Origin of the sequence: Nocardia barduliensis (assembly GCF_013315795.1) — a bacterium.
In the GTDB taxonomy this organism is placed as follows: domain Bacteria; phylum Actinomycetota; class Actinomycetes; order Mycobacteriales; family Mycobacteriaceae; genus Nocardia; species Nocardia barduliensis.
In genome coordinates this window covers 1-20,333 of record NZ_JABLTE010000002.1, presented here as the reverse complement: position 1 = coordinate 20,333, position 20,333 = coordinate 1, and the positions used below count along the sequence as shown (strand labels likewise).

Sequence of the window (20,333 nt, the reverse complement as noted above, 5' to 3'; positions counted from 1 at the left end):
GTGGTGACGGGCTGTGGTGGGCATGCCGAAACGGCGTCCAGCCACAGTCATCGAGCAGCCGGTGCGATACTCGATGTGGACGCGACGAGACGGGAATTGATCAATGTCTCGGCCTCTCGGACGATTCCGGTGACGACCTCGTCCACGGTGGAGATATCGTGGACCAGGCCCTGGGCCATTCCGACCGTCCATATCCCGTAGTCCAGGTCTCCGGTCTCGTAGACCTTCCTGCCCCGAGCTCCGGCGACGAGGTCACGCACGTCCTGGAAGGTGGCACCGGATCGGAGCAAATCCACTACCTGCCTGCTGATTTCGTTGCCCGCGACCCGGGATGTGTTCCGAAGCTCGCGGAAGATGAGGTCGGTGTCGCGGATATCGGCGTCGCGGATGCGCTGTTTCACGTTGTCGTGGATCTGGGCTTCGACGGTGCACATGAACCTCGTACCCATGTTGATTCCCTCGGCGCCCAGTGCCAACGCAGCGACGAGGCCTCGGCCGTCGGCGAAACCTCCCGAGGCGATGACCGGGATCTCCAGCCGATCCACCGCGGCCGGGATCAGCACCAACCCCGGGGTGTCGTCTTCGCCCGCGTGACCGGCGCATTCGAAGCCGTCGATACTGACAGCGTCGACACCGAGACGTTGCGCGGACAGCGCATGGCGAACGCTCGTGCACTTGTGCACGACTGTGATACCCGCCGCTTTGAATGCCTCGACGTGCTCGCCCGGATTCGAGCCCGCGGTCTCCACGACGGTGATTCCGGAATCGATGATCACCTGGCGGTATTCGGCGTACGGGGGTGGGGAAATCGACGGCAGGATGGTCAGATTCACTCCGAACGGTTCGGAGGTCAGGGCCCGGCACCGTTCGATTTCTTTGCCGAGTTCCGTCGGGTCGGGCTGGGTGAGCGCGGACAGGAACCCGAGCGCGCCTGCGTTGGCGACAGCGGCGACAAGCGGCGCCGTCGCGACCCACTGCATTCCGCCTTGCACGATCGGGTGCCGTATTCCGAGCAGGTCGGTGAGCCTCGTGGTGATCAAGGGCGAACCGATCCGCGCCGGTACGAGCGGTTGTATCTCATGGGGCAACCTGTCGATCGACGAATTCGTGGTGCTCGTGGGAAGCCATGCTGTATCGCTCGGTCATCAGGGAATGCCCGACCGGTCCCGCGAGGCTCGACTCGAGGTACATATTGAGCGCCCGTTTGGTGTCCTGCAGCGCCCCTGCGGGCTGAGCGGCGAGCCGCTGCGCGATGGCCATGGCTTCGTCGACGACGTCGGGGCGCGGGACGATCCGGTTGACCAAGCCCATCGTCTTGGCTTCATCCGCACTGATTCGGCCGCCGAGCAGCAGCATCTCTTTTGCCCGCAGCAGACCGACATGCAGCGGCCAGGCGACACCGCCGTCGCCGCAGACGAGTCCGACCGAGATGTGCGGGTCAGCGATGAATGCCGAGTCGGCCATCACCACGAAATCACTGAACGCCAGGAAGCTGGCGCCCAAGCCGACGGCGGGACCGTTGACCGCGGCGACGATCGGCAGCGGGAAGTGCACGAGTTCGACGAGCAGACGACGCGCTTCATCGACGTTGCGCCAGCGCCCTTCCGGTTCGAGCGACAACCGCATCATCTCGTAGTCACCTCCGGCGCTGAATGCCTTGCCCGCCCCCGTCACCACGACACAGCGGGCGTCGGGATCGGCGGCCAACTGCGGCCACAGCGACAGGAAAGAGTGGTGCATCGTCACGCTGGTGGCGTTGCGGCTCTCGGGCCGGTTCAAGGTGACCAACCGCACCGGTCCGCGGGCCTCGACCAGGATTTCCGGTTCGTTCTGGTCAGCCATATCTCAGTCCCCCTTCTCCGCGCTCTGCGGATCGTCCCAACGAACCGGTAGATGCCGGCGTCCCCATAAATGGTGCTGCGGCACACGCTCGGACGGACCGTCCAGTCGTAGGTGCGGCAGCCTGGTCCTCAGCACTTCCAGGGCCCGAATTCCCTCCGCCCGCGCCAGCTGCGCACCGAGGCAGAAGTGGGCGCCCAGGCCGAAGGCGAGGTGGCGACGCAAATCCTTCTGTGCCCGTTCGAGGGAGAATTCGTCGGGGTTTTCCCATTGGCGCGGATCACGATTGCCGGATCCGAACAGCAGCATCACCTTCGAATTCGCCGGGATCGGGCACTCGTCCACCATGGTGTCCTCGGTGGTGGTCCGGAACAGGCCGAGCACCGGCGGATCCAGCCGCAGGCTTTCCTCGATCGCGGTCTGGACCAGTTTTCCGTTGTCGACCACCTGTTGCCACAGATCGGGCTTCTCGAGTAGTCGGTGGATGACGTTGGTGAGCATCGAGGTGGTGGTGTCATTGCCGCCGGTGAGGGCGGTCGACAGCACGTAGCCGATCTCGGCCGGGGTCAACCGACGATCGCCGTGTCGCAGGGCGAGCATGTAGCTGAGCAGATCGTCGGGCAATGTGTCACCGAGATCGGATTCTTCCGGTTCGGTGATTCCCGCGTCGCGCAGCAGCGCCCGCCGATGCTCGAGATGCGGCTCGAAATAGGCGTTCAGCCTCCTGATCGCAGGAGCCGCGCCGCGTGGGTCCTCGATTTCGAACGCGGCGAAGAACTCATCGCTCATCTCCTTGAGTTCGCCCGCGTCTTCGGGCGGGATTCCGATGAGATGCGCGATGACGCGGATCGGCAGGAGTACGGCGAACTCGGTCGCGAAGTCACCGCGCGTCCGTCCGCCAGCGGTCATATCGTCGATCAGATCGTTGATCGTGGAGTCGATCAACTCGGCATTGACGGCTCCGGCAGTGGGTGAGAGCCATTTGCGGAACAGCTTTCGGAACTCTTTGCTGTCCGAGCCGTCCGCGTTGAAGCCGATCGGCTGATTGAACTGCGGGCCGCTACCGGCTCGAGCCGACCACGTCTCGGCCTCGGCATCGCTCAAAGCCGCGGTGATATCGGCGAATCGGGTCAAGCTGTAGAAGTTGGGAGAGAATCGGGTCGTATGGTGGACCGGGCAGGATTCCCTCGCACGCTCGAACGCCGCGAAAGGGTCTTCGGCGATCTCGGCGGACAGCGGATTGAAGTCCTCGATGCTGATCGGCGTTCCGTCGTTACTGGCGGTCTTCATGTTCCTGTGTTCCATGCTCGCCCTTTCTTCCGATACTCACGGAGTGCTGCGGCCTCCAGGCGGAGCCCTTCTTCCGGAGTAGTGCTCTCGATCGAGTCGCAGAGTTGTTTCGTTGTGGAGGAAAGCGCGGAGTCCATAGCCGCGATCCGGCTTGCGAGGGCCGTGGCGCTATCGAGAAGATCTACCGCCGGGACGATCTCGGTGACCAGACCGACGCGCAATGCCGCCTCAACGGACATCGGCTCACCCGCGAGGATCATCCGTCGCGCCCAGCCACGTCCGACGGCCCGTGGCAGGTAAACGGTCATCCCGCTTCCACTCATCGCGCCGATCTTCAGATGCGTGTCACGGAAGACCGCTTCCGGGGAAGCGATCAACATGTCGCAGGCCAGAGCAAGTTCCAGGCCCCCTGTCACCGCAGCGCCGTTGACGGCGCCGACGACAGGTTTGCTGAACCGGCGCAGTCGCCGGATCGCCTCTCCGACCACGTCGCGCGGAGCGTCCGGCTTGCTGAACTCGGTCAGGTCGAGTCCGGCGCAGAAACCGGGACCGGCACCGGTGAGCACGATGGCCGAGATCTCTTCCGAGCGGTCACCGCGTTCGCACTCGGCGACGATCTGCCGGGCCATATTGCTGGTCAGCGCATTACGTGCATGCGGACGGTTCAGGGTCCAGATCTCGACACCGCCGGGGACATCCATGATCGATAGTTCGTTCATCGATACGAGTCCCACAGCACCGAGTACCCGCCATCGACATTGATGGTCTGACCGTTGATGTAGCCACCGGCATCCGAAGCCAGCAGCAGGGCCAGGCCCGCGAACTCGCGGACGTCGCCGACTCGGCCCGCTGGGCAGCGATCGAGGTAACGCCGAAGTCGATGCTCGTCGGACATCACGGATTCGGCTTGGCGGGTGTCGAAGAGCGCCGGAGCGATGGCATTGGCTCGAATCCCGTGCCGTCCGTACTCGCACGCCAGGTTTCGGGCCATCTGTATCAGGGCGGCCTTGGTGATGCCGTAGGGGCCGTTGTCCGAGCTGCCGAAGGTCGACCCGATCACCGATGAGGTGAATATTATTCGGCCCCAGCCTTGTTCGACCATTCCAGGTAGGACGTCCCGGCAGATCCAGTGCGCCGACATGACGCTGCTCTCCAAGAACTTGGCGAGCGTGCGATCTTCGAGGTCGGTCGTCTCGCCGATCCAGATATTCATCCCCGCGTGCAGCAACAACACATCGATCCTGCCGAGATCGCGCTGAGCCTGTGCAACCATGCTCCGCACCGCGTCCCGATGCCCGATGTTGGCCGCGATGGCGTGGGCGCGCCCGGTACCGACCGCTGCGTCGACGGTGGCGGCGGCGGCGCGCGCCTCGTCGGCATCGCGCCCGACGATCACTACCTCGGCGCCGTGCCGGGCGAGTTCCTCCGCGGCGGCCAGACCCATTCCTCGCGTCGATCCGGTCACGAGGGCGACCCGTCCGGTCATGTCGAATATGTCGCGGTGCGCGGGCGCTCTCCCCTCGGACCGCGCCAAGCTGCCGTTACTTTCGGTCACGACCGTTACCGTAATAGGATGGTCCCGGAAAAGCAATGATCAGCTCCCGCCGCAGCGCGGGCGGCGAGGAGAGGTTCACTATGGATGTCGACGAGTCCTTGCTCTTGGTCTCGATACCCCGCCCAGGAGTAGCGCTGGTGACGTTGAATCGCCCTGATCAACTCAATGCGCTCACCTGGCCGCTGATCGATGAGTTGCTCCGCGTGCTGGCGGCGCTGCACGAACGTCGCGACCTGCGGGTCGTTGTCCTCACCGGCGCGGGTCGCGCCTTCTGCGCGGGATCCGATGTGGCTGGGGCGCGTGAGCGCAGTTCGATCGATATTCCGACCCGATACGAGGCGCAACAACGCACGAGCGGCCTGGCGATCGCGATTCGCGAACTCCGGCATCCGGTAATCGCGGCCGTGAACGGTCCCGCGGTGGGTGCCGGGCTCGGGCTGGCCCTTGCTGCGGACATCCGCGTCGCCGGCACCTCGGCCTCCTTCCGTGATGGTGCGATCCGAATGGGTTTGAGCGGCTGCGAAAGCGGGATCAGCTGGCATCTGCCGAGGTTGATCGGAACATCGAACGCTCTGGAACTGATGCTCACCAATCGCCTGGTGCCTGCCGAGGAGGCCGAGCGCCGAGGCATGGTGTCCGCGGTATACGCAGATGATCAACTCCTCGATCGGGCGATCGAGCTGGCGGGCAGAATCGCCGAGTTCTCGCCGTTCGGACTGACCACCACCAAGGAGGTCTTCTGGGCGAATCAATCCGACGGCTTCCGCGAGGCGGTCGACCGCGAGAATCGAAGCCAGATCCTCGCGGTCAACACCACGGATTCACGCGAGGCCATGACAGCTTTTCTCGAACACCGCAAACCCGAATTCCACGGCCGGTGAACAATATCCCGCAAGAGCGGTGATCCGAGTGGATCGCGGAGATGGTCCGCCGTGACCGATCGTCTCCGCGACCGCCTACCGTCAGCGCGACGGCGGGACGAACAGCGCGGTGTCCGGATGCAGAATGCGATATCCGCCCAGCGTGCCGCCCTTGTCTGCCGTGGCCACGATGATGTCGGAGGCACACACGTTCGACGAGAGCACGAAAGCCCGGCCGTTGCACTGGAACTGGATACCGTCGGTCAGCGGGAACGGCAGCGGCGGCGCCGAGCGCAACCCTTCTGCCACCGACTCTCGGTTCACCTGGCCCTGCCCCGCGTTCAGAGCACGTGCCAGCGCGAGCACCGGCTGCCAACCACCTGCGGAATTCGGCTCGATACGCAGCCCGGACTTGTACTTGTCGATCGCTGCCTGGAACAGCTTCACGTCATCGGTAGCCGGATCCAGGTTCGCCGTGGTGCCCACCTGCACACCCTCGAATCCGCCGGGGATCGACGAGCTGATGGTCGGGTCGACGCAGCGGTCGTTCACCACGACCTTCGAGTCGCGGTCTATTGTCTTGATGGCCCGGAGCACACCGCTGCAGAAATTGGTGTTGCCCAACACCGACCACAGGCCGGGGTGGTTGCGGTTGGCCGCCGATATCTGCGAGGTCACATCCGGGGTACCTGGCGGGATGGGGACGACCTCGAGCTGGGCACCGGCGTTGGTGAAAGCCGGCTTGCCCAACTGGTTGGCGACCGCGGTGAGACCTGGCAGATCCAACGTGACCATCGCGGCTTTATCGATCCCGCCTTCTTTCGCCAGCGCCGCAGGCGTACCGAAGATGGCGGAAACGCCGTTCATCATATTGAAGACATTCGCGGAAGTCAGCGCCTTCTGCGAGGTCGAGTAGTTCAGGATGAGAGGTACTCCTGCGGGTGAGAGCACATCGATGGTCTGATCGACCGTGGCGAGCGCGCCCTCCGCGACGGCCACCACGCCCGCGCCGACCATTTGGTTGGCGCAGTCCGTGGCGGCGGCGGGATTGGCCTTGGATTCACACGTTTTCAGGTTCAAGCGTTGACCGCGCAGACCACCGAGGTGCTCGTTGATATAGTCCACCGCGACCTGAGCTCCGACGAACTCGGCACTGGTATCCGCGACCGTGCCCTTGCCTTCGCTGATGTAACCGATGGTCACGGCGGGTCCGGTGGCGGGGTTCTGCGGCCCGAGCACCGCGGGGTCGACATTGTTCGCACCGGGCGACGCGGCGTCGTCGGATCCGCAAGCAGCGCTCGCGACCGCCAGCACGGCCACGGCGGCACCGAGGACAGCGCGCCGCGTGGGGTGAAGTCTGGACTTCATATCTCTCCTTGTTCTGAACAGACCCGGAAAACGGCCCTGCTCGAGTCGTGCGTTCTCGGCCACCGCGTCCTCGTCATCGCATGCACCTTCAGGTTGCTCGCAAGGTCGCGGCTCGTCGGGCCAGAGGGCGAGCATTCGACTCGCATAACGGCGAATGGCCGAGAGGGGAGGCAGACAGACCCTGTGCTTCGCTCGGCTGTGGAGCGACTACGCGACCAGAGTGTCCCGCGATTCCTGCGGCCACCGTGGCGCTCGCTACATATTGCGGCCGTGGCGGGCGAACTCGCCCGCCGGATGTCACCGATTGAGATGAACGCGGGGGCCGGGTAGCCCGCAGGCACAGGGCACTTCATCGACCGATCCGGTGAACCCCACCGCCAGGTCCCGTCCCCGATACTCCCGTTCGCCAACTACCGACAAACGCAATCCCGACGAGCCCGAGACGATCCCCCATTCCGCGGGGTCGAGATGCAATCCCGCTCGCTGCGGACATTCGACAGCGAGGGCGGGTCCGAGCATCGCGATCTCCGCCGGACTCAGTCCGGCCGCGCGCAGAGGTCCTATGGCGTCGGTACGCGCCCAGACCACCGGTACGTCACGCAACAGTTCGGTGGCGCGCTCGTCGGCGAGTAGCCCTGCGGCATGTTCACCCTCGATGCCGATCATCGCTTTCATGGGCAGGAATCCCATCAGCGCCTTACTGCGTTTGAAATCCCAGCCGTACGGCTCGGCATTGCTGTACACCGCTCCGGCCATTCGGAGTGCGCGAACCACGGGACCGAACCAAGGCCCCTCCGCATTGCGCGCGGTCACCAGCACATTGTCCGCCCGGCCCAGCTCCCAGAGCTCCAGAAGCCGACGCGCCCACACGGTGTCCCGTTCGACCTCCGCCCACCCGATCTCGAAGCCGACCTTTCCGCCTTCACGGGTGAATTGCCCGATTCCGGCCAGGGAAGGATGGCGACCCGCCATCGCAACCGTCATTGTGTTCCGACTCATTGCTTCACCACTCTCGGGAATTTCGCGACGCTCGAGCTGCGCTCGAGCAGGCTGTCGACCGGTACCAATTCGATCTCCGGCTCCACTCCGACCTGAGCGCTGACCGCGATGCGCAGTCGGTCGCGCAGATCGTCCAGATCCGGTTGACCGACGTAGCCGACCCGCAGTCGCAGTCGATCGGTGACTCTCGATTCCCGGATGACCTGGAACATGCCGTCGTGGGTTTCTTCTTGGGACTCGATGGCCTGCCAGACCTCGCCGAGGACGACCGGCACGCCCTGCACCACGGTCTCGTCGCCCAGTCGTCCGATCACCCATTGCCGAACATGGCTGCGACCGCATCCGCAGAGATCGCGATCGAACCGAGCCAGATCCCCACTTCGATACCTGATCAGTGGTGCCGCCTGGTTGTCCAGGTCGGTAGCCACGAGCTCGCCTACCTCCCCGTCGGCCACCGCGCGATCACTGTCCGGCTGCAGGAATTCCGCCAGCACAAGGTCTTCCCAGAGGTGATATCCGTTGTGCTGGCGGCACTCCCATGCCGTGCCGGTATCGCCCGCACTGGCGTAGGTGAACAGCTCGAGGCCCCAGTCCTCACGGACCTTCCTGGCCAGCGCGGCGCCGAGCGGCTGTCCGGCGAACGCTGCGCCCTTGAACGAGGAGAACACCTCGCGAATGTCGTGGGTCTTTTCGAAGCGTTCCAGTTCCAGGACGGTCGGCATCATCAACTGCATGTAGGCGGGCCGATACCGCTGTATCGCTTCCAACACTTCGGCTCCGTGGCCGATCCAGCTGTCGACATAGACCGGAATGAGCCCCATCTCCTGGTAGAAAGTGTCGAAGAACCCTCGGAACGTCCCGGCGGGAACAAGCACTCGATCCCCGGGCCGCAGTCCCAGTTCCCAGAGGTCGCGGGCCGAGCACGCCGGTAGAGGGGGCGCAACGTCCCAGATCTCCGGGAGCAGTTCCGGGGTGCCGGTGGTCCCGGAGGTGGACATGATCGATGTCAAACCCTCTATGGGTACCTGCAGCAATCCGGCGAAAGGATCGCCGGTCCGGTCCCGGAAGGCACGCAGGTCGTCCTTGGTGAAGGTCGGAATCTTCTCGATGAAGTCATCGAGCGAGCGCACCTGGCTCGGATCCACGCCGGCCGCGGACCAAAGTTCCCTGTAGAACGGCGATTTCTCGAAAGCGGCGGGAACGAGCGCGAGCACGCGCTCCTCCTGCAGCGCACGCAGCTGCTCGCGGGGCATGGTTTCGATGTCGGGTTGGAAGAACCGTCGGCTCGGGTCGCCCCCGTTACGCTCGAACGTTCTGGTCTGGATCGCTTCCACGTCGTGACTTCCTCCATCGGTGACGCACAACATTGAGATCTGGACCACACGCTAGGACGCCGGATCTGCCGTGACCTAGGGAACGCTGTTCCCGCCCGTAGGTTGAGCGCTTCGTGTAAGCAGTAGAATTATCTATCGGATAATGGATGGTGCTTCAGCACGATCCGTCGAACGAAGGTGCAGGGTTGCAGCCATCGGCTAACCGCCGAAACGACCGAGACCTGGTGGAGTACTCCCCGGCGCAGGTCGAGCAGTGCTGGACGCTTTCGACCCGCAACCCACCTTGCCGTGCCCCCACTGTCATGCACGGCACACTCAGCGAAAACCCGAACACCGACAACCGAGGCGGGAGCGACCGGGTGGATGCTTTCTGGCTCTGAAAGGAATTCATCAGTGGGACTTCTGAAGGGCAAGGTCGCCCTCATCACGGGCAGCGCGCAGGGCCTGGGCGCCGGATGCGCGACCGCGTTCACACAGCAGGGCGCCCGCGTCGCCTGCGTCGATGTGAACGCGGAAGGAGTTGAGAAGGTAGCCGCTGAACTAGCGGCCGATGGCGCTGAGGCCATCGCCCTGCCATGTGACGTCTCGGACCGAGGACAAGTGGATGCCGCCGTCGTCGCCACTGTCGAAAAGTTCGGCCGTCTCGACATCCTCGTCAATGCCGCTATGACGCAGCGGCTCGTACCGTTCGAGATGTCCACGGAGCAAGACCTCGATGACGCCTACCGATCGAGTGTGCTGGGCACCTACAACTTCATGGCGGCATCCTTTCCCCATCTGAAGGAAAGCGCCGGCAAAGTCATCAATTTCGGCTCGGCGGCGGGTACCGGCGGCGAACCTCGGATGGCGACCTACGCTGCCGCCAAAGAAGCCGTGCGCGGTTTGTCCAAGGCGGTTGCCGTCGAGTGGGGCGTTCACAACATCAACGTGAATGTCGTCTGCCCCATGGGGATCACGCCCGCTTACGAGCAGTGGGCCGCGTCCGTCGGCCCCAAAGGAGTGGCGGCGGCGCTCAAGCCTTCCCCGCTCAAGCGGATGGGAGACCCGGTCCACGACGTCGGTGGAGTGGTCGTATTTCTCGCCAGCAGCCTCTCCGATTACATGACCGGTCGCACCCTGTTCGCCGACGGGGGCCGCGCCTACTTCAGGTGAGGTGACGATTGCCCGGCGAGTGCGCCACGTCGGAGTATCGACAACGCTCGGAATATCAGCGGCACGCGACTGACGACTCACCGTCCGGGTGCCGCAACCCGAAGGTTGCTTCTCCTCCAGATCGTCAGTGCGGGTGCCGAAGTGAACACACGCGGGGACGGCCGTGGCGACACCAACGGATGCCCCCGAAAGCACATCACCACACAACTCGTTTAGCTAAACGATTAATTTGATTATGCGAAATTCGCCAAAGCGTCCCGCCTCGATCGACCCATGGCTATGGTTACAAACTGGGTACTTAGCGCACCTCTAACGTACCCGCTGAGTATGTTCGTCGAAGTTCGCTGAGGAGCCTCGTGAGTCATCTGTATGAGATCGATGTGAAGATACCGGTTCGCGACGGCGTGTCGCTGGCCGCCAATGTGTGGCGGCCGGCCGAGGGGACCGCTCCAACGTTGCTGATCCGCATTCCCTACGGCAAGGACATGGAGTCACCCTTCGGGGACACGATCCCCAATCTGGCGACGGTGCTCGAGGCCGGGTACGCGATCGTGATCCAAGACTGCCGAGGCACTTTCCGCTCGGACGGGGAGTTCGCTCCGCACGCGGCCGACAGGACAGACGGCGAGGACACCATCGCGTGGATCGCGGAGCAGCCGTGGTCCGACGGCATCGTGGGCATGTGCGGAACCTCCTACCTGGGCATAGCGCAGTGGGAGGCCGCGGTGACGAATCCGCCCGCACTGAAGGCGATCTCACCGTGCTTCGCATCCCTCGACAAGTACCGGACGCCCTGGTATTCGCACGGCGGCGCCCTCTCTCTCAGCACGGTGACGTGGTGGTGCACCATGACCTACACCTTCGACGCGCAGCGATCCCTGAGCCGAGGCGCGGGAACGGCCGATGTGTTGCCCGAGCTCGGTCGGGCCATGCTCGATCTCAACTCTCTCAACGAGGTGCTGCCGACCGGCGAGGTGCCGGTCCTCGCGAAGTACGGCAAGTGGTGGAGCGAATTCATGGCTCACCCGGCTCACGACAAGTTCTGGAAGGCATTCGACCTTCGACCCGCCGTTCCGAAGGTCGAAGTTCCCGCGTTGCACATCGGCGGCTGGTACGACCACTTCATCCCAGCCACCGTCCGCGACTTCGTCACCGCGCGCCAGCAGGCGGGAACCGAGCTGGCTCGTGCCGAGCAGCGCCTCATCATCGGTCCGTGGGATCACATATCCCAAAGCGGCGTCTACCCGGATCGGTCATTCGGTCCAATGGCCCCGGCGAGAGCGCTACGTCTCGGCAGACTGCAATTGAAGTTCTTCGACCGCTGGCTCCGCGGTGACACCACCGCCCTGGACGACATTGCGCCGGTGAAGATCTTCGTCATGGGCATCGACCAGTGGCGCGACGAACAGGACTGGCCACTGCCGGACACCCAGTGGACCGACTACCACTTGACCAGCACTGGCCGCGCCAACACCTCGAACGGCGACGGCACGCTGACCACCGAGCCCGCACCGAAGGTGGAGCGCGATACATACCTCTACGATCCGCGCCGGCCGGTGCCCACAACGGGCGGTGCCTGCCTACCGGCGACTTATGGGTTCTGTGGCCCGGTCGACCAACGAGACGTGGCCGGTCGTGACGATGTCCTGTGCTATGCCACGCCCGTCCTCGAAGTACCCGTCGAAGTCACCGGTCCGATCAGTGTGACGTTGTTCGTCTCCTCCTCGGCGGTGGACACCGACTTCACCGCCAAGCTCGTCGACGTCTTCCCCGACGGCAAGGCGATCAACCTGTGCGACGGAATCCTGCGTGTTCGGCATCGCAACGGCCTCGATCGGGAGGAATTGATGGAGCCCGGGACGATCTATGAGATCACCGTCGACATGGCCGCGACGGCCAACGTCTTCCTGCCGGGGCACCGCATCAGGCTGGACATCTCCAGCAGCAACTTTCCCCGCTACGACCGCAACACCAACACCGGCGGCGTTATCGCGCAGGAGTCCGAGCACCAGATGATCTCCGCCGTCAATCACATCCATCACGGACCCGACCACCCGAGTCGCCTCGTTCTGCCCATCATCAATCGCAGCGACTCGCGATAATTTCTGATAGGTGTCGCCCATTCGGGGTGACAGTCCATCCACGGCGGCATCCTTGCCTGCGATTCGCTCGGCCCGGTCGCGGATAGCCCGTTGAACAGGAGTACGCCGATCGTGTCCGCCTCGCACCGATTCCGGATCAGTCCGTTGCGCTGACCCTCAACCGCCGCGATCCGGCCCGTGGCCCTGATCCCGGAGTGCTGAGCGGAAAGACCTGTGGCCGGTCCCCTTCCGGGACCGGCCACAGGCTTTCGACTCCTCGTCGAGCCGACTTTCAGAACACGACCCGGCTGACCGCCTCGGCAATCATCGCCGGCTTGGCCGCGTCCTCGATCTCCACCGTGTGCCGGACCACCAGTTGCAGCGCCCCGCCGCTCACCTCGGTCGCCTCCACCAGTTCGGCGGTGGAGCGCACGCGCGCGCCCACCGGCACCGCGCTCGGGAATCGCACCTTGTTGGAGCCGTAGTTCAGCCCCAGTTTGGTGTTCTCCACGCGATAGATCTGGTTCCCGAGCACCGGCAACAGGGACAGGGTCAGATAGCCGTGCGCGATCGGGCCGCCGTAGGGGCTCTCCCGGCGAGCCCGCTCGACATCGACGTGGATCCACTGCTTGTCACCGGTCGCCTCGGCGAACAGGTCGACCATTTCCTGGGTCACACGGATCCAGTCGCTGGTACCCAAGGTCTGCCCGACCGCCGCCAGCACCTGTGCCTTATCGGCAAAGACCTGCATCTCTCCTCTTTCCGAGTTCGGTGTCCTACGTACCCAGGAACAGATTCATCCCGTTGTCGCGGATGAACCGCTTGCGGTTCTCGTCCCCGAGCCCCTCCACGCGCGCGTAGAAGTCGGCCGGTTCGCGCAGGCCCTCCGCATGCGGCCAGTCCGAGCCCATGACCAGCGCGTCCACCCCGCCGAGCTTGTCGGCGAGGGCGACGGTGTCGTCCTCCGGATACGGCACGACGCGCACGTGCTTCTTGAAAATGGTGCTGGGCCGCTCGCTGAGCTGACCGCCCAGCCACTGGCCGTTGCGGGCCATACCGCGGCTCTTGTCCATGTGCCGGATGAAATGCGGGACCCACTCCGCGCCGAACTCGCTGACCAGCACCTTGATGTTCGGGAACCGGCCGAAGAGATTGTCGAAGATCAACGCCGAGAGCGTGTCGGTGATCGGGCGCTCACCGTAGGTGTTCTGCCACTGCCAGGCGGAGAACTGGAACGGCGGGTTCAGACCCCAGCCCCAGTGCGTCGCCACGTTCGCCTGGTAGTGGAATTCGGAAATATGGTAGGAGACCACGGCTTTGGCCTCGTTGATCCGCGCCCAGAAGGGGTCGAAGTACGGATCGCCCGGCGAGCGGCCGTAGGCCGGACCCGCGGGCAGCAGGATGAACCGCGCACCGGCGTCGAGTACCCGGTCGAGTTCGGCACAGGCACGATCCAGGTCGCGCATGGAGAGCATCGCGGGGGCGTAGATGGTGTCCTTGTAGGCGAAGCCCCAGTCCTCATCGATCCAGCGGTTGAACGACTCGAGGTTGTCGTAGAGCGGATCGATGCCGTCCAAGTACGCCTCGGCCAGCAGGCCCCAGCCGCCCGGGTACATGATCGCCTTCTCGATCTGCTGCTCGCGCAGCTGGATCAGCCGCTTGTCCTTGTCCAGGTACTCGGCTTGAATCGGCTCGTAGAACCGGTCGGCGTCGGTGGCGTTGCCCGATGCGCGCTGCTTGAGCATCTCGACCAGCGAGCCGGGAACATAGGCCTGCTCCAGGTCGGCTTCCAGTGCGGTGACGATGCGGTCGTTGGCCAGCAGAACCTTGCGGCCGTAGCCCGGGGCTTCGATCGGGCGAACGGCGGTGTGCAGTTTGTCCTTGGGCATGAAGCGGGTGAAGGCGTCGGGCGCCTCGTAGGAGTGCTGGTCGAAGTCGGTCATCAGGTACGGCAGGGTGCCGACGGTGTTTTCGATCAAGGCCATCTCGGAGTCTCCTTCTCACGCCGGCGGCGGGATGGTCGCGAGCAACGTGAAAGTTCATGTTCTAATGCGGCAAGACTAGCAACATGAGAGGTCCTCTCGCAATGAGGGATACTCTAGAGAAACAACGACCGGAAAAGAGGCAGTGTTGTCCGAGGAACTCAATGGCCGCATCGCACTGGTGACCGCGGCGGCGGGCGTCGGTATCGGCCGCGCCATCGCCCACCGCTTGGCCGCGGACGGAGCGACCGTCGTGCTCACCGACATCCACGAGCAACGACTGGAGCAGGCCGCCGCCGAGATCGGCGAGGCAACCGGCGCGCGGGTGATACCGCAACTACTCGACGTCGGCGACCGGGACCGCATCATCGAGGTCACCGATTGGGTGCGCGACCAGGTCGGTCCGCTGTCCATCCTGGTGAACAACGCCGCGCTGAACATCCTCGCGCCGATCTTCGACTACGACCCCGCCGATTGGGACCGCGTGCTCGCGGTCAACCTCAGCGGTCCGTGGATGCTCTCCCGCCAGGCCATGCGACAGATGCGCGACGCGGGCACCGGCGGCGTGATCCTGAACGTCTCGACCTACGCTCCCGATCTGGGCGGGCTCGGTATCGAGGCACCGTACGCGGTGTCCAAAGGCGGGCTCAACGTGCTGACCCGAAGCTGCGCGCACGAGGGTGGGCGATACGGCATCCGGGTGAACACACTGTCCATGGGGATGGTGACCGGAACCCGTTTCACCGACACACTGCACGCGGATATGCGCGCCGAGGAGACGGCGCAGGCGCCCCTGGGCCGCCTGGCTCATGTCACCGACATCGTCGAGGCCGCCGCATTCCTGATTTCCGACCGTTCCGCCGCCACCACCGGCGAGATCCTGAACGTGGCCGCGGGCAGGCACATGCGGTACTGACTACGCATCGCGAGAACGGCTGCCGCTCACCGGATCCCCCGGGGCGGCAGTCGCTCGCGTGCTCGGCGGAACCGAACCGCCGCGGCCCCGCATGGTCGAACCACAGACGTCAGAAGCGTATCCAGGCATAGGTGAGTGACCGCGCGACATCACGCTCCGCGCAGGACAACGAGCAATATCGATGCGGCGCAGATTCTGCGACGTCGAACAGTGCGCGTCCGCAGAACCGACAGAACAATTTCCGCAACCCCATTCGGGACCGAGCGAACCACTCGAGCCGACGCATCCAGCGGCGCAACCTCGTCATTCGTCACCAGCCTCGGCACCGCGCCACTCAAATAAGCAAATTATTTAACTCTATGATGCGGCAACGGGCGCCGGCGCGCAACCCGAGGACCCGGCGATAGCCGGAGCCTCCCCCCGAGGGATGAACATCGCCACCGCAGCGGTGGCCAAGGCCGCTAGCGCCGCGATTCCGTAGACGAGCTGGAAAGCGCCGAGTGCAGGAAGTTCGCGCCCCGCCACGTTCACCGTGACCGCGGTCAGCAGCGCGGCGATGAGGGCACTGGAGATCGCCGTACCCACCGATCGCAGCAAGGCGTTCAGACCATTGGCCGAAGCCGTCTCGGTGATGGGCACCGACCCCATGATCAACATCGGCATCGTGGCGTAGGACACCGCGGTGCCTATCATGACGAACATCGCGCCCAGCACGATGGCCGGTATCGATCCGTTCACCAGGACTCGCATGCCGTAGGCGACGACCAGGACGGTCGCTCCGATCACCAGGGTGCGTGCGGCGCCCACACGTCGGATCATCCGCGCGGACACAGGCGCGAAGACCACCATCATCAGACCAGCGGGAACCAGACACAACCCTGCCGTCAGGACCGAGAGACCGAACCCGTAGCCGGTCTCCGTGGCGGCCGTGAGCTGCTGCGTGGTGGCGAGCATGTTGGCGTACATCGAAATCCCGACGAGCAGTCCCGCGAGGTTGGTCAACAGAACGCGCCGTCGCGCCGAAGTCCGCAGATCCACCATCGGATGACCGACTCGCAATTCGAAGGGAAACCACATCACGAAGAACACCACTGCCACCGCCGACGCGACCAGAGTAGCCGCACTGGTCCACCCCCATGCGCCGCCTTTCGAGATGGCCAGCAGTAACGCGATGAGCGCTACCGAGAGCAGAACCGCGCCGCCGACGTCGAACCGACCCGGCGTCCGAACCGGCGATTCGGGAATGACTACCAGCACTGCTATGAACAGTGCGCCGCCCGCTACGGCAGACATCCAGAAGATCGCCTCCCAGCCGAGGTGCTCGAAGAGAATTCCCGGAAGCGGTAGGCCCAGCGCGGATCCGATTCCCAGCGTGGCGCTCATCAGGGCGGTCGCGCCGGTGACCTCGGATTCGGAGAGTTCGTCACGCATGATCCCGATGGCGATCGGGATCAGCGCGGAGGCCAAGCCCTGCAACCCGCGCCCGACCAGCACGGAAAGGAATGTCCCGCCCACCGCGGCGAAGGTCGATCCGGCAACGATCGTCGCGAGCGAGAACAACATCATGCGGCGCTTACCGAACATGTCGGCAAGCCTGGACAGGATCGGAGTCGCGACCGAAGCCGTCAGCAATGTCACAGTGACCAGCCAGGACACGCTCGCGTAGTCGACGCCGAGGATCGCCGGGAACTCTCCGAGCAGCGGGACCACGAGCGTGTGCTGTAGAGCGACGAGGACTCCCGACAGGCACAGGACGATCGTCACCAGTCGATTCGGCCGTCTGGCAGAGTTTTTCGCACGTTTGGCCATCGACTACTCCGAACTGCGTCACACTAAAAGTTAGTTTATCTACCTATCTAACAGGAGCACACACTCACCTCGACGCGCAAATCAGACAGAACGGCCACGACACGCGACTGGAAGCGAGCACGCGTGAGGGCTACAGGTAGGCGACAGCGATCACTTCCGTAGGACGCTTGCAGTGACTCAGCCGATCGGCCGCCAGCGAGCCGAACGCTTGCACCCCGACCCCGAGGAGTATGGCTTCTACGCGCTCAGCGACGAACACCGTCGGTGTCGACCGTGTCCCGGTGAATCCCGATCATCGTCAACCGACGTGGCGGTGCAGGAAGTCGATCTGGTCGGTGACGAGGAACGGCACCTGACTGATCGCGGCCGCGATTCGCCGATCAGCACCTGCCGCGGCCAGCGCGTTGCCTCCACCCCGGGCGCGGTCGCTCCTTCGGCGGGATACCACCAGGCGGCGCAGCGCTCGCCGCCCGATCGAAATGTCGTGTCCTCCCGTGGGTTCATGGCATCGAGCACGGTCGCTGGAGCATGGCAGGGCTGGCGGGAAACAGTCCACACGATGGCGCCGTGGGGCGCCGACGGCCACGATGGCGACCTCCGGCGGCGGTTACGACCGAGCTGTCGCCGGGAACGGGCGCTGAAATCGTCCACCTCGACGCCATGGCTGCGCTATGGTCCTGGACAGCCGCCGCCTCAGTTATCTGGCCGCGAACCCCCCTGCCGCCCCTCTCGGAGCCTGTATTGTCTAAATCATCCATCGACTTCACTACGACCGACCAACCGCGCGCCAGCCTGTACTCCCCCGAGTTCAGCGCCGACCCGCACGGCGCCTATCGGGAGATGCGCGAACGCTACGGCTCACTGGTGCCGATCGAACTCGCGCCAGGCATTCCCGCCACCCTCGTCATCGGTTACCGCGCCGGCCTGGCCATCCTCAACGATCCGGAGCGCTTTCCCGCCGACCCGCGGACTTGGGAGGCGAGCGTCCCGGCGGACTGCCCGGTTCTGCCCATTCTGCGCTGGCGCCCCAATGCCACCCGCGCCACCGGCTACGCTCATACGCGGCTACGTGACGTCTTCACCACCGCCCTCGATGAGGTCGATCTCCACGCGGTGCACGATATCGTCGAACGTACCGCGATACCGTTGATCAACACTTTCTGCACCACCGGTTCGGCAGATCTCGTTGCCGCATACGCATTTCCGATCGTGTTCGAAGTCGTCAACGAATTGCTCGGCTGCCCGCCATCGATCAGCGAGAAAGCCGCCGCAGGTGTCCTCGCGATGCTCGATGGCGTGGACGCGCAGGAGGCCAATCGCCGATTCGAGCAATCCCTGTTGGAACTGGTGCGGTTCAAACGCACCACGCCGGGCGCCGACATCACCACCGGTCTGCTGCGTCGCGGCACCACACTCACCGAAGAGGAAATGCTGAACCAGGTCCTGCTGTTCTACGGCCTCGGAATGGGACCCACCCAGAGCCTCATCATCAACGCCCTGCGTCTGCTGCTCACCGACGACGGATTCAACGGCGATATCGTCGGCGGCTCCTTGTCCACCCGCGACGCCCTCGACCAGGTCCTGTTCGAGGATCCGCCGCTGCCCAACAACAGCGTCAGCTACCCCCGCCAACCCATCCTCATCGACGGCACCTGGTTGCCCGCACATCAACCCGTCGTCGTCAGCCTCGCCGGCTGCAACAACGATCCGGAGATCACCTCCGGCGATCACACCGGCAACCGCGCACACCTGGCATGGGGCGCCGGACCGCACGCATGCCCGGCCCGCACACTCGGCTACCTCATCGCGCAGAGCGCCGTGGATCAACTGCTCGACGCTCTCCCCGAACTCCGGCTCGCCGTTGCGGCCGACGAATTGCAGTGGCGCCCAGGAACTCTGCACCGCACGCTGGCCGAGCTCCCGGTCACCTTCCCACCGTCACCACCGCTGCCCGTGCCCTGACACCGCCAGGTGCTGCGCCAGAACCGTCACCAACCGTGAACTCGGATGCGTGCGTTACGCGCATGGACAGCTGTCCCGACCGACTGCTTTCCTCGACGCTATATGGCCGAGCTGGTGTCGAGACGGTCGACCAACGCCCGGGGGCATCCGCGGGAACCGGGGCGATCGACCCCCATCCGGGTGTTCAGCGGACTGCATATAGTGCAATCATATATGTAATTGCGAGGCGGGGAATCGGCTGCGCCGAGACTGCCGGGCAATGGAGTAGGCAGAGTCATCGGTCGACGATGTCGGCCAGACCGACACAAGGGAGTAAGAATGGTCGGCGAGTCACCGACGCCGGAGAACTCCGGCGCCGCTGCGGTCCATCACCCGAACGACAGCGCGCACCGGCCCTCCGACGAGGAAGTCTTCGCGCGCTATCCGTACATCCGGCTCGACCAGGTCAACATCGAGTACTACCGCGGACTGCTCACGCACGAGTTGACGGCAGGCTGGTGCTCCGAATGTTTGCGCTGGCATACGCCCCTGCGACCCATATGCCCGTCCTGTTGGTCGCCCGAGGTGACGGCCCGTCCGGTGCAAGGCGCGGGGACAGTGCATCTGCTGACCCGCCTGCACCAAGGACCGCCGCTCGTCGACTACTCCACGCCGTGGCCCCTGGCCGCGATCGAGCTCGACGAGCAGGTCGGCCTGCGTGTCGTCGCACCGCTGGTCGACACACCGGACGCGCTCCAGCGAATCGGGCAGCCCGTCGAATTGACCTGGATCGAACGCGCGGAGTCGCCGTGGCCCGCTTTCCGAGTCGTGGCAGCAAAGGACAACGCCCGATGAACCTCCTTCCCCAGCGCAACCCGATCAAAGACCGAGTCGCGATCGTCGGCCTCGGCCGCTCGGCCTACAGCCGCAACCGGAACACCTCCGAACTCACCACTGTGCTGCAAGCCGCGACCGCGGCCATCCGCGACGCGGGTCTCACCGCCGCCGATATCGACGGCGTGGTGGGCGGGGGCCTGCACACCAACGGCATCGACGCGTCCGTGGTGGCCTCGGCCCTCGGCCTGCCCGCTGTGACCTTTTGGACCGGCGTGCGCCCGCCGATCGGCAATCACATCACCGCGGCCGTCAACGCCGTCTGGTCGGGTACCGCCAACACCGTGCTCGTCTACCACTCGGTGTACCGACT

At 64.7% G+C, this 20,333-nt stretch carries 17 protein-coding genes and 1 pseudogene; 7 read left to right on the top strand and 11 right to left on the bottom strand.

The window, feature by feature from the left end; all coding sequences use genetic code 11:
* Window positions 1-47: 47 nt before the first annotated feature.
* The 5 genes from HOV91_RS01380 to HOV91_RS01360 are packed head-to-tail and all read right to left on the bottom strand — an operon-like array spanning window position 48 to window position 4,684.
* Complete coding sequence (locus HOV91_RS01380) at window positions 48-1,037, bottom strand: NAD(P)H-dependent flavin oxidoreductase (protein ID WP_312884429.1); 990 nt, start codon at window positions 1,035-1,037, stop codon at window positions 48-50.
* A gap of 40 nt (window positions 1,038-1,077) precedes the next feature.
* Window positions 1,078-1,842: an enoyl-CoA hydratase/isomerase family protein gene (locus HOV91_RS01375; RefSeq protein ID WP_174183564.1), complete on the bottom strand. Its 765-nt coding sequence runs from the start codon at window positions 1,840-1,842 to the stop codon at window positions 1,078-1,080.
* 3 nt (window positions 1,843-1,845) lie between these two features.
* Window positions 1,846-3,129: a cytochrome P450 gene (locus tag HOV91_RS01370; RefSeq protein ID WP_174183563.1), complete on the bottom strand. Its 1,284-nt coding sequence runs from the start codon at window positions 3,127-3,129 to the stop codon at window positions 1,846-1,848.
* On the bottom strand, window positions 3,126-3,830 hold the full coding sequence (locus HOV91_RS01365; protein WP_174183562.1) for an enoyl-CoA hydratase-related protein: 705 nt from the start codon (window positions 3,828-3,830) through the stop codon (window positions 3,126-3,128). The genes HOV91_RS01370 and HOV91_RS01365 overlap by 4 nt, the downstream gene beginning before the upstream one ends.
* 14 nt (window positions 3,831-3,844) lie before the next feature.
* Window positions 3,845-4,684 (bottom strand): SDR family NAD(P)-dependent oxidoreductase, encoded by an 840-nt coding sequence (locus tag HOV91_RS01360; protein WP_174183561.1) that lies wholly within the window; start codon window positions 4,682-4,684, stop codon window positions 3,845-3,847.
* A 35-nt stretch (window positions 4,685-4,719) separates the two neighbouring features.
* On the opposite strand from HOV91_RS01360, the gene HOV91_RS01355 reads away from it, so the two are divergent.
* Window positions 4,720-5,565, top strand: a complete 846-nt coding sequence (locus HOV91_RS01355) for an enoyl-CoA hydratase/isomerase family protein (protein WP_312884423.1) — start codon at window positions 4,720-4,722, stop codon at window positions 5,563-5,565.
* A gap of 81 nt (window positions 5,566-5,646) precedes the next feature.
* Here the strand turns inward: HOV91_RS01355 and HOV91_RS01350 are convergent, their stop codons facing one another.
* From HOV91_RS01350 to HOV91_RS01340, 3 genes are all read right to left on the bottom strand, one after another.
* Complete coding sequence (locus HOV91_RS01350; RefSeq protein ID WP_174183560.1) at window positions 5,647-6,912, bottom strand: ABC transporter substrate-binding protein; 1,266 nt, start codon at window positions 6,910-6,912, stop codon at window positions 5,647-5,649.
* A gap of 297 nt (window positions 6,913-7,209) precedes the next feature.
* Window positions 7,210-7,896: a hypothetical protein gene (locus HOV91_RS01345; RefSeq protein ID WP_174183559.1), complete on the bottom strand. Its 687-nt coding sequence runs from the start codon at window positions 7,894-7,896 to the stop codon at window positions 7,210-7,212.
* An 11-nt stretch (window positions 7,897-7,907) separates the two neighbouring features.
* On the bottom strand, window positions 7,908-9,245 hold the full coding sequence (locus tag HOV91_RS01340; protein ID WP_312884422.1) for a phenylacetate--CoA ligase family protein: 1,338 nt from the start codon (window positions 9,243-9,245) through the stop codon (window positions 7,908-7,910).
* Window positions 9,246-9,638: 393 nt separating this feature from the next.
* Here HOV91_RS01340 and HOV91_RS01335 point away from each other — a divergent pair, with 393 nt between their 5' ends.
* Together HOV91_RS01335 and HOV91_RS01330 are read left to right on the top strand one after the other, a co-directional pair.
* Window positions 9,639-10,397 carry an SDR family NAD(P)-dependent oxidoreductase gene (locus HOV91_RS01335; RefSeq protein ID WP_174183558.1) on the top strand — a complete coding sequence of 253 codons (759 nt, stop codon included), beginning with the start codon at window positions 9,639-9,641 and terminating at the stop codon, window positions 10,395-10,397.
* Between the two features lie 356 nt (window positions 10,398-10,753).
* The gene (locus HOV91_RS01330; protein ID WP_174183557.1) at window positions 10,754-12,499 is read left to right on the top strand and encodes a CocE/NonD family hydrolase; all 1,746 of its coding nucleotides are present in this window, start codon (window positions 10,754-10,756) and stop codon (window positions 12,497-12,499) included.
* Between the two features lie 271 nt (window positions 12,500-12,770).
* Here the strand turns inward: HOV91_RS01330 and HOV91_RS01325 are convergent, their stop codons facing one another.
* Window positions 12,771-13,229 (bottom strand): MaoC family dehydratase, encoded by a 459-nt coding sequence (locus HOV91_RS01325; RefSeq protein WP_174183556.1) that lies wholly within the window; start codon window positions 13,227-13,229, stop codon window positions 12,771-12,773.
* Window positions 13,230-13,254: 25 nt separating this feature from the next.
* Window positions 13,255-14,463 carry an amidohydrolase family protein gene (locus tag HOV91_RS01320; RefSeq protein ID WP_174183555.1) on the bottom strand — a complete coding sequence of 403 codons (1,209 nt, stop codon included), beginning with the start codon at window positions 14,461-14,463 and terminating at the stop codon, window positions 13,255-13,257.
* Window positions 14,464-14,608: 145 nt separating this feature from the next.
* On the opposite strand from HOV91_RS01320, the gene HOV91_RS01315 reads away from it, so the two are divergent.
* Window positions 14,609-15,376, top strand: coding sequence for an SDR family NAD(P)-dependent oxidoreductase (locus HOV91_RS01315; protein ID WP_174183554.1), 768 nt, complete (start codon window positions 14,609-14,611; stop codon window positions 15,374-15,376).
* Between the two features lie 357 nt (window positions 15,377-15,733).
* On the opposite strand, the gene HOV91_RS01310 is transcribed toward HOV91_RS01315, so the two are convergent.
* Entirely contained in the window at window positions 15,734-17,140 is a 1,407-nt protein-coding gene (locus tag HOV91_RS01310) for an MFS transporter (protein ID WP_312884421.1), read from the bottom strand.
* 786 nt (window positions 17,141-17,926) lie between these two features.
* Here HOV91_RS01310 and HOV91_RS01305 point away from each other — a divergent pair.
* The 3 genes and pseudogenes from HOV91_RS01305 to HOV91_RS01295 all read left to right on the top strand — a co-directional run.
* Window positions 17,927-19,147 (top strand): cytochrome P450 family protein, encoded by a 1,221-nt coding sequence (locus HOV91_RS01305; protein ID WP_217439240.1) that lies wholly within the window; start codon window positions 17,927-17,929, stop codon window positions 19,145-19,147.
* A gap of 318 nt (window positions 19,148-19,465) precedes the next feature.
* Window positions 19,466-19,981 (top strand): Zn-ribbon domain-containing OB-fold protein, encoded by a 516-nt coding sequence (locus HOV91_RS01300; RefSeq protein WP_174183552.1) that lies wholly within the window; start codon window positions 19,466-19,468, stop codon window positions 19,979-19,981.
* Window positions 19,978-20,333: pseudogene (locus HOV91_RS01295) on the top strand (hypothetical protein); the annotation flags it as partial. The gene HOV91_RS01300 and the pseudogene HOV91_RS01295, both read left to right, overlap by 4 nt.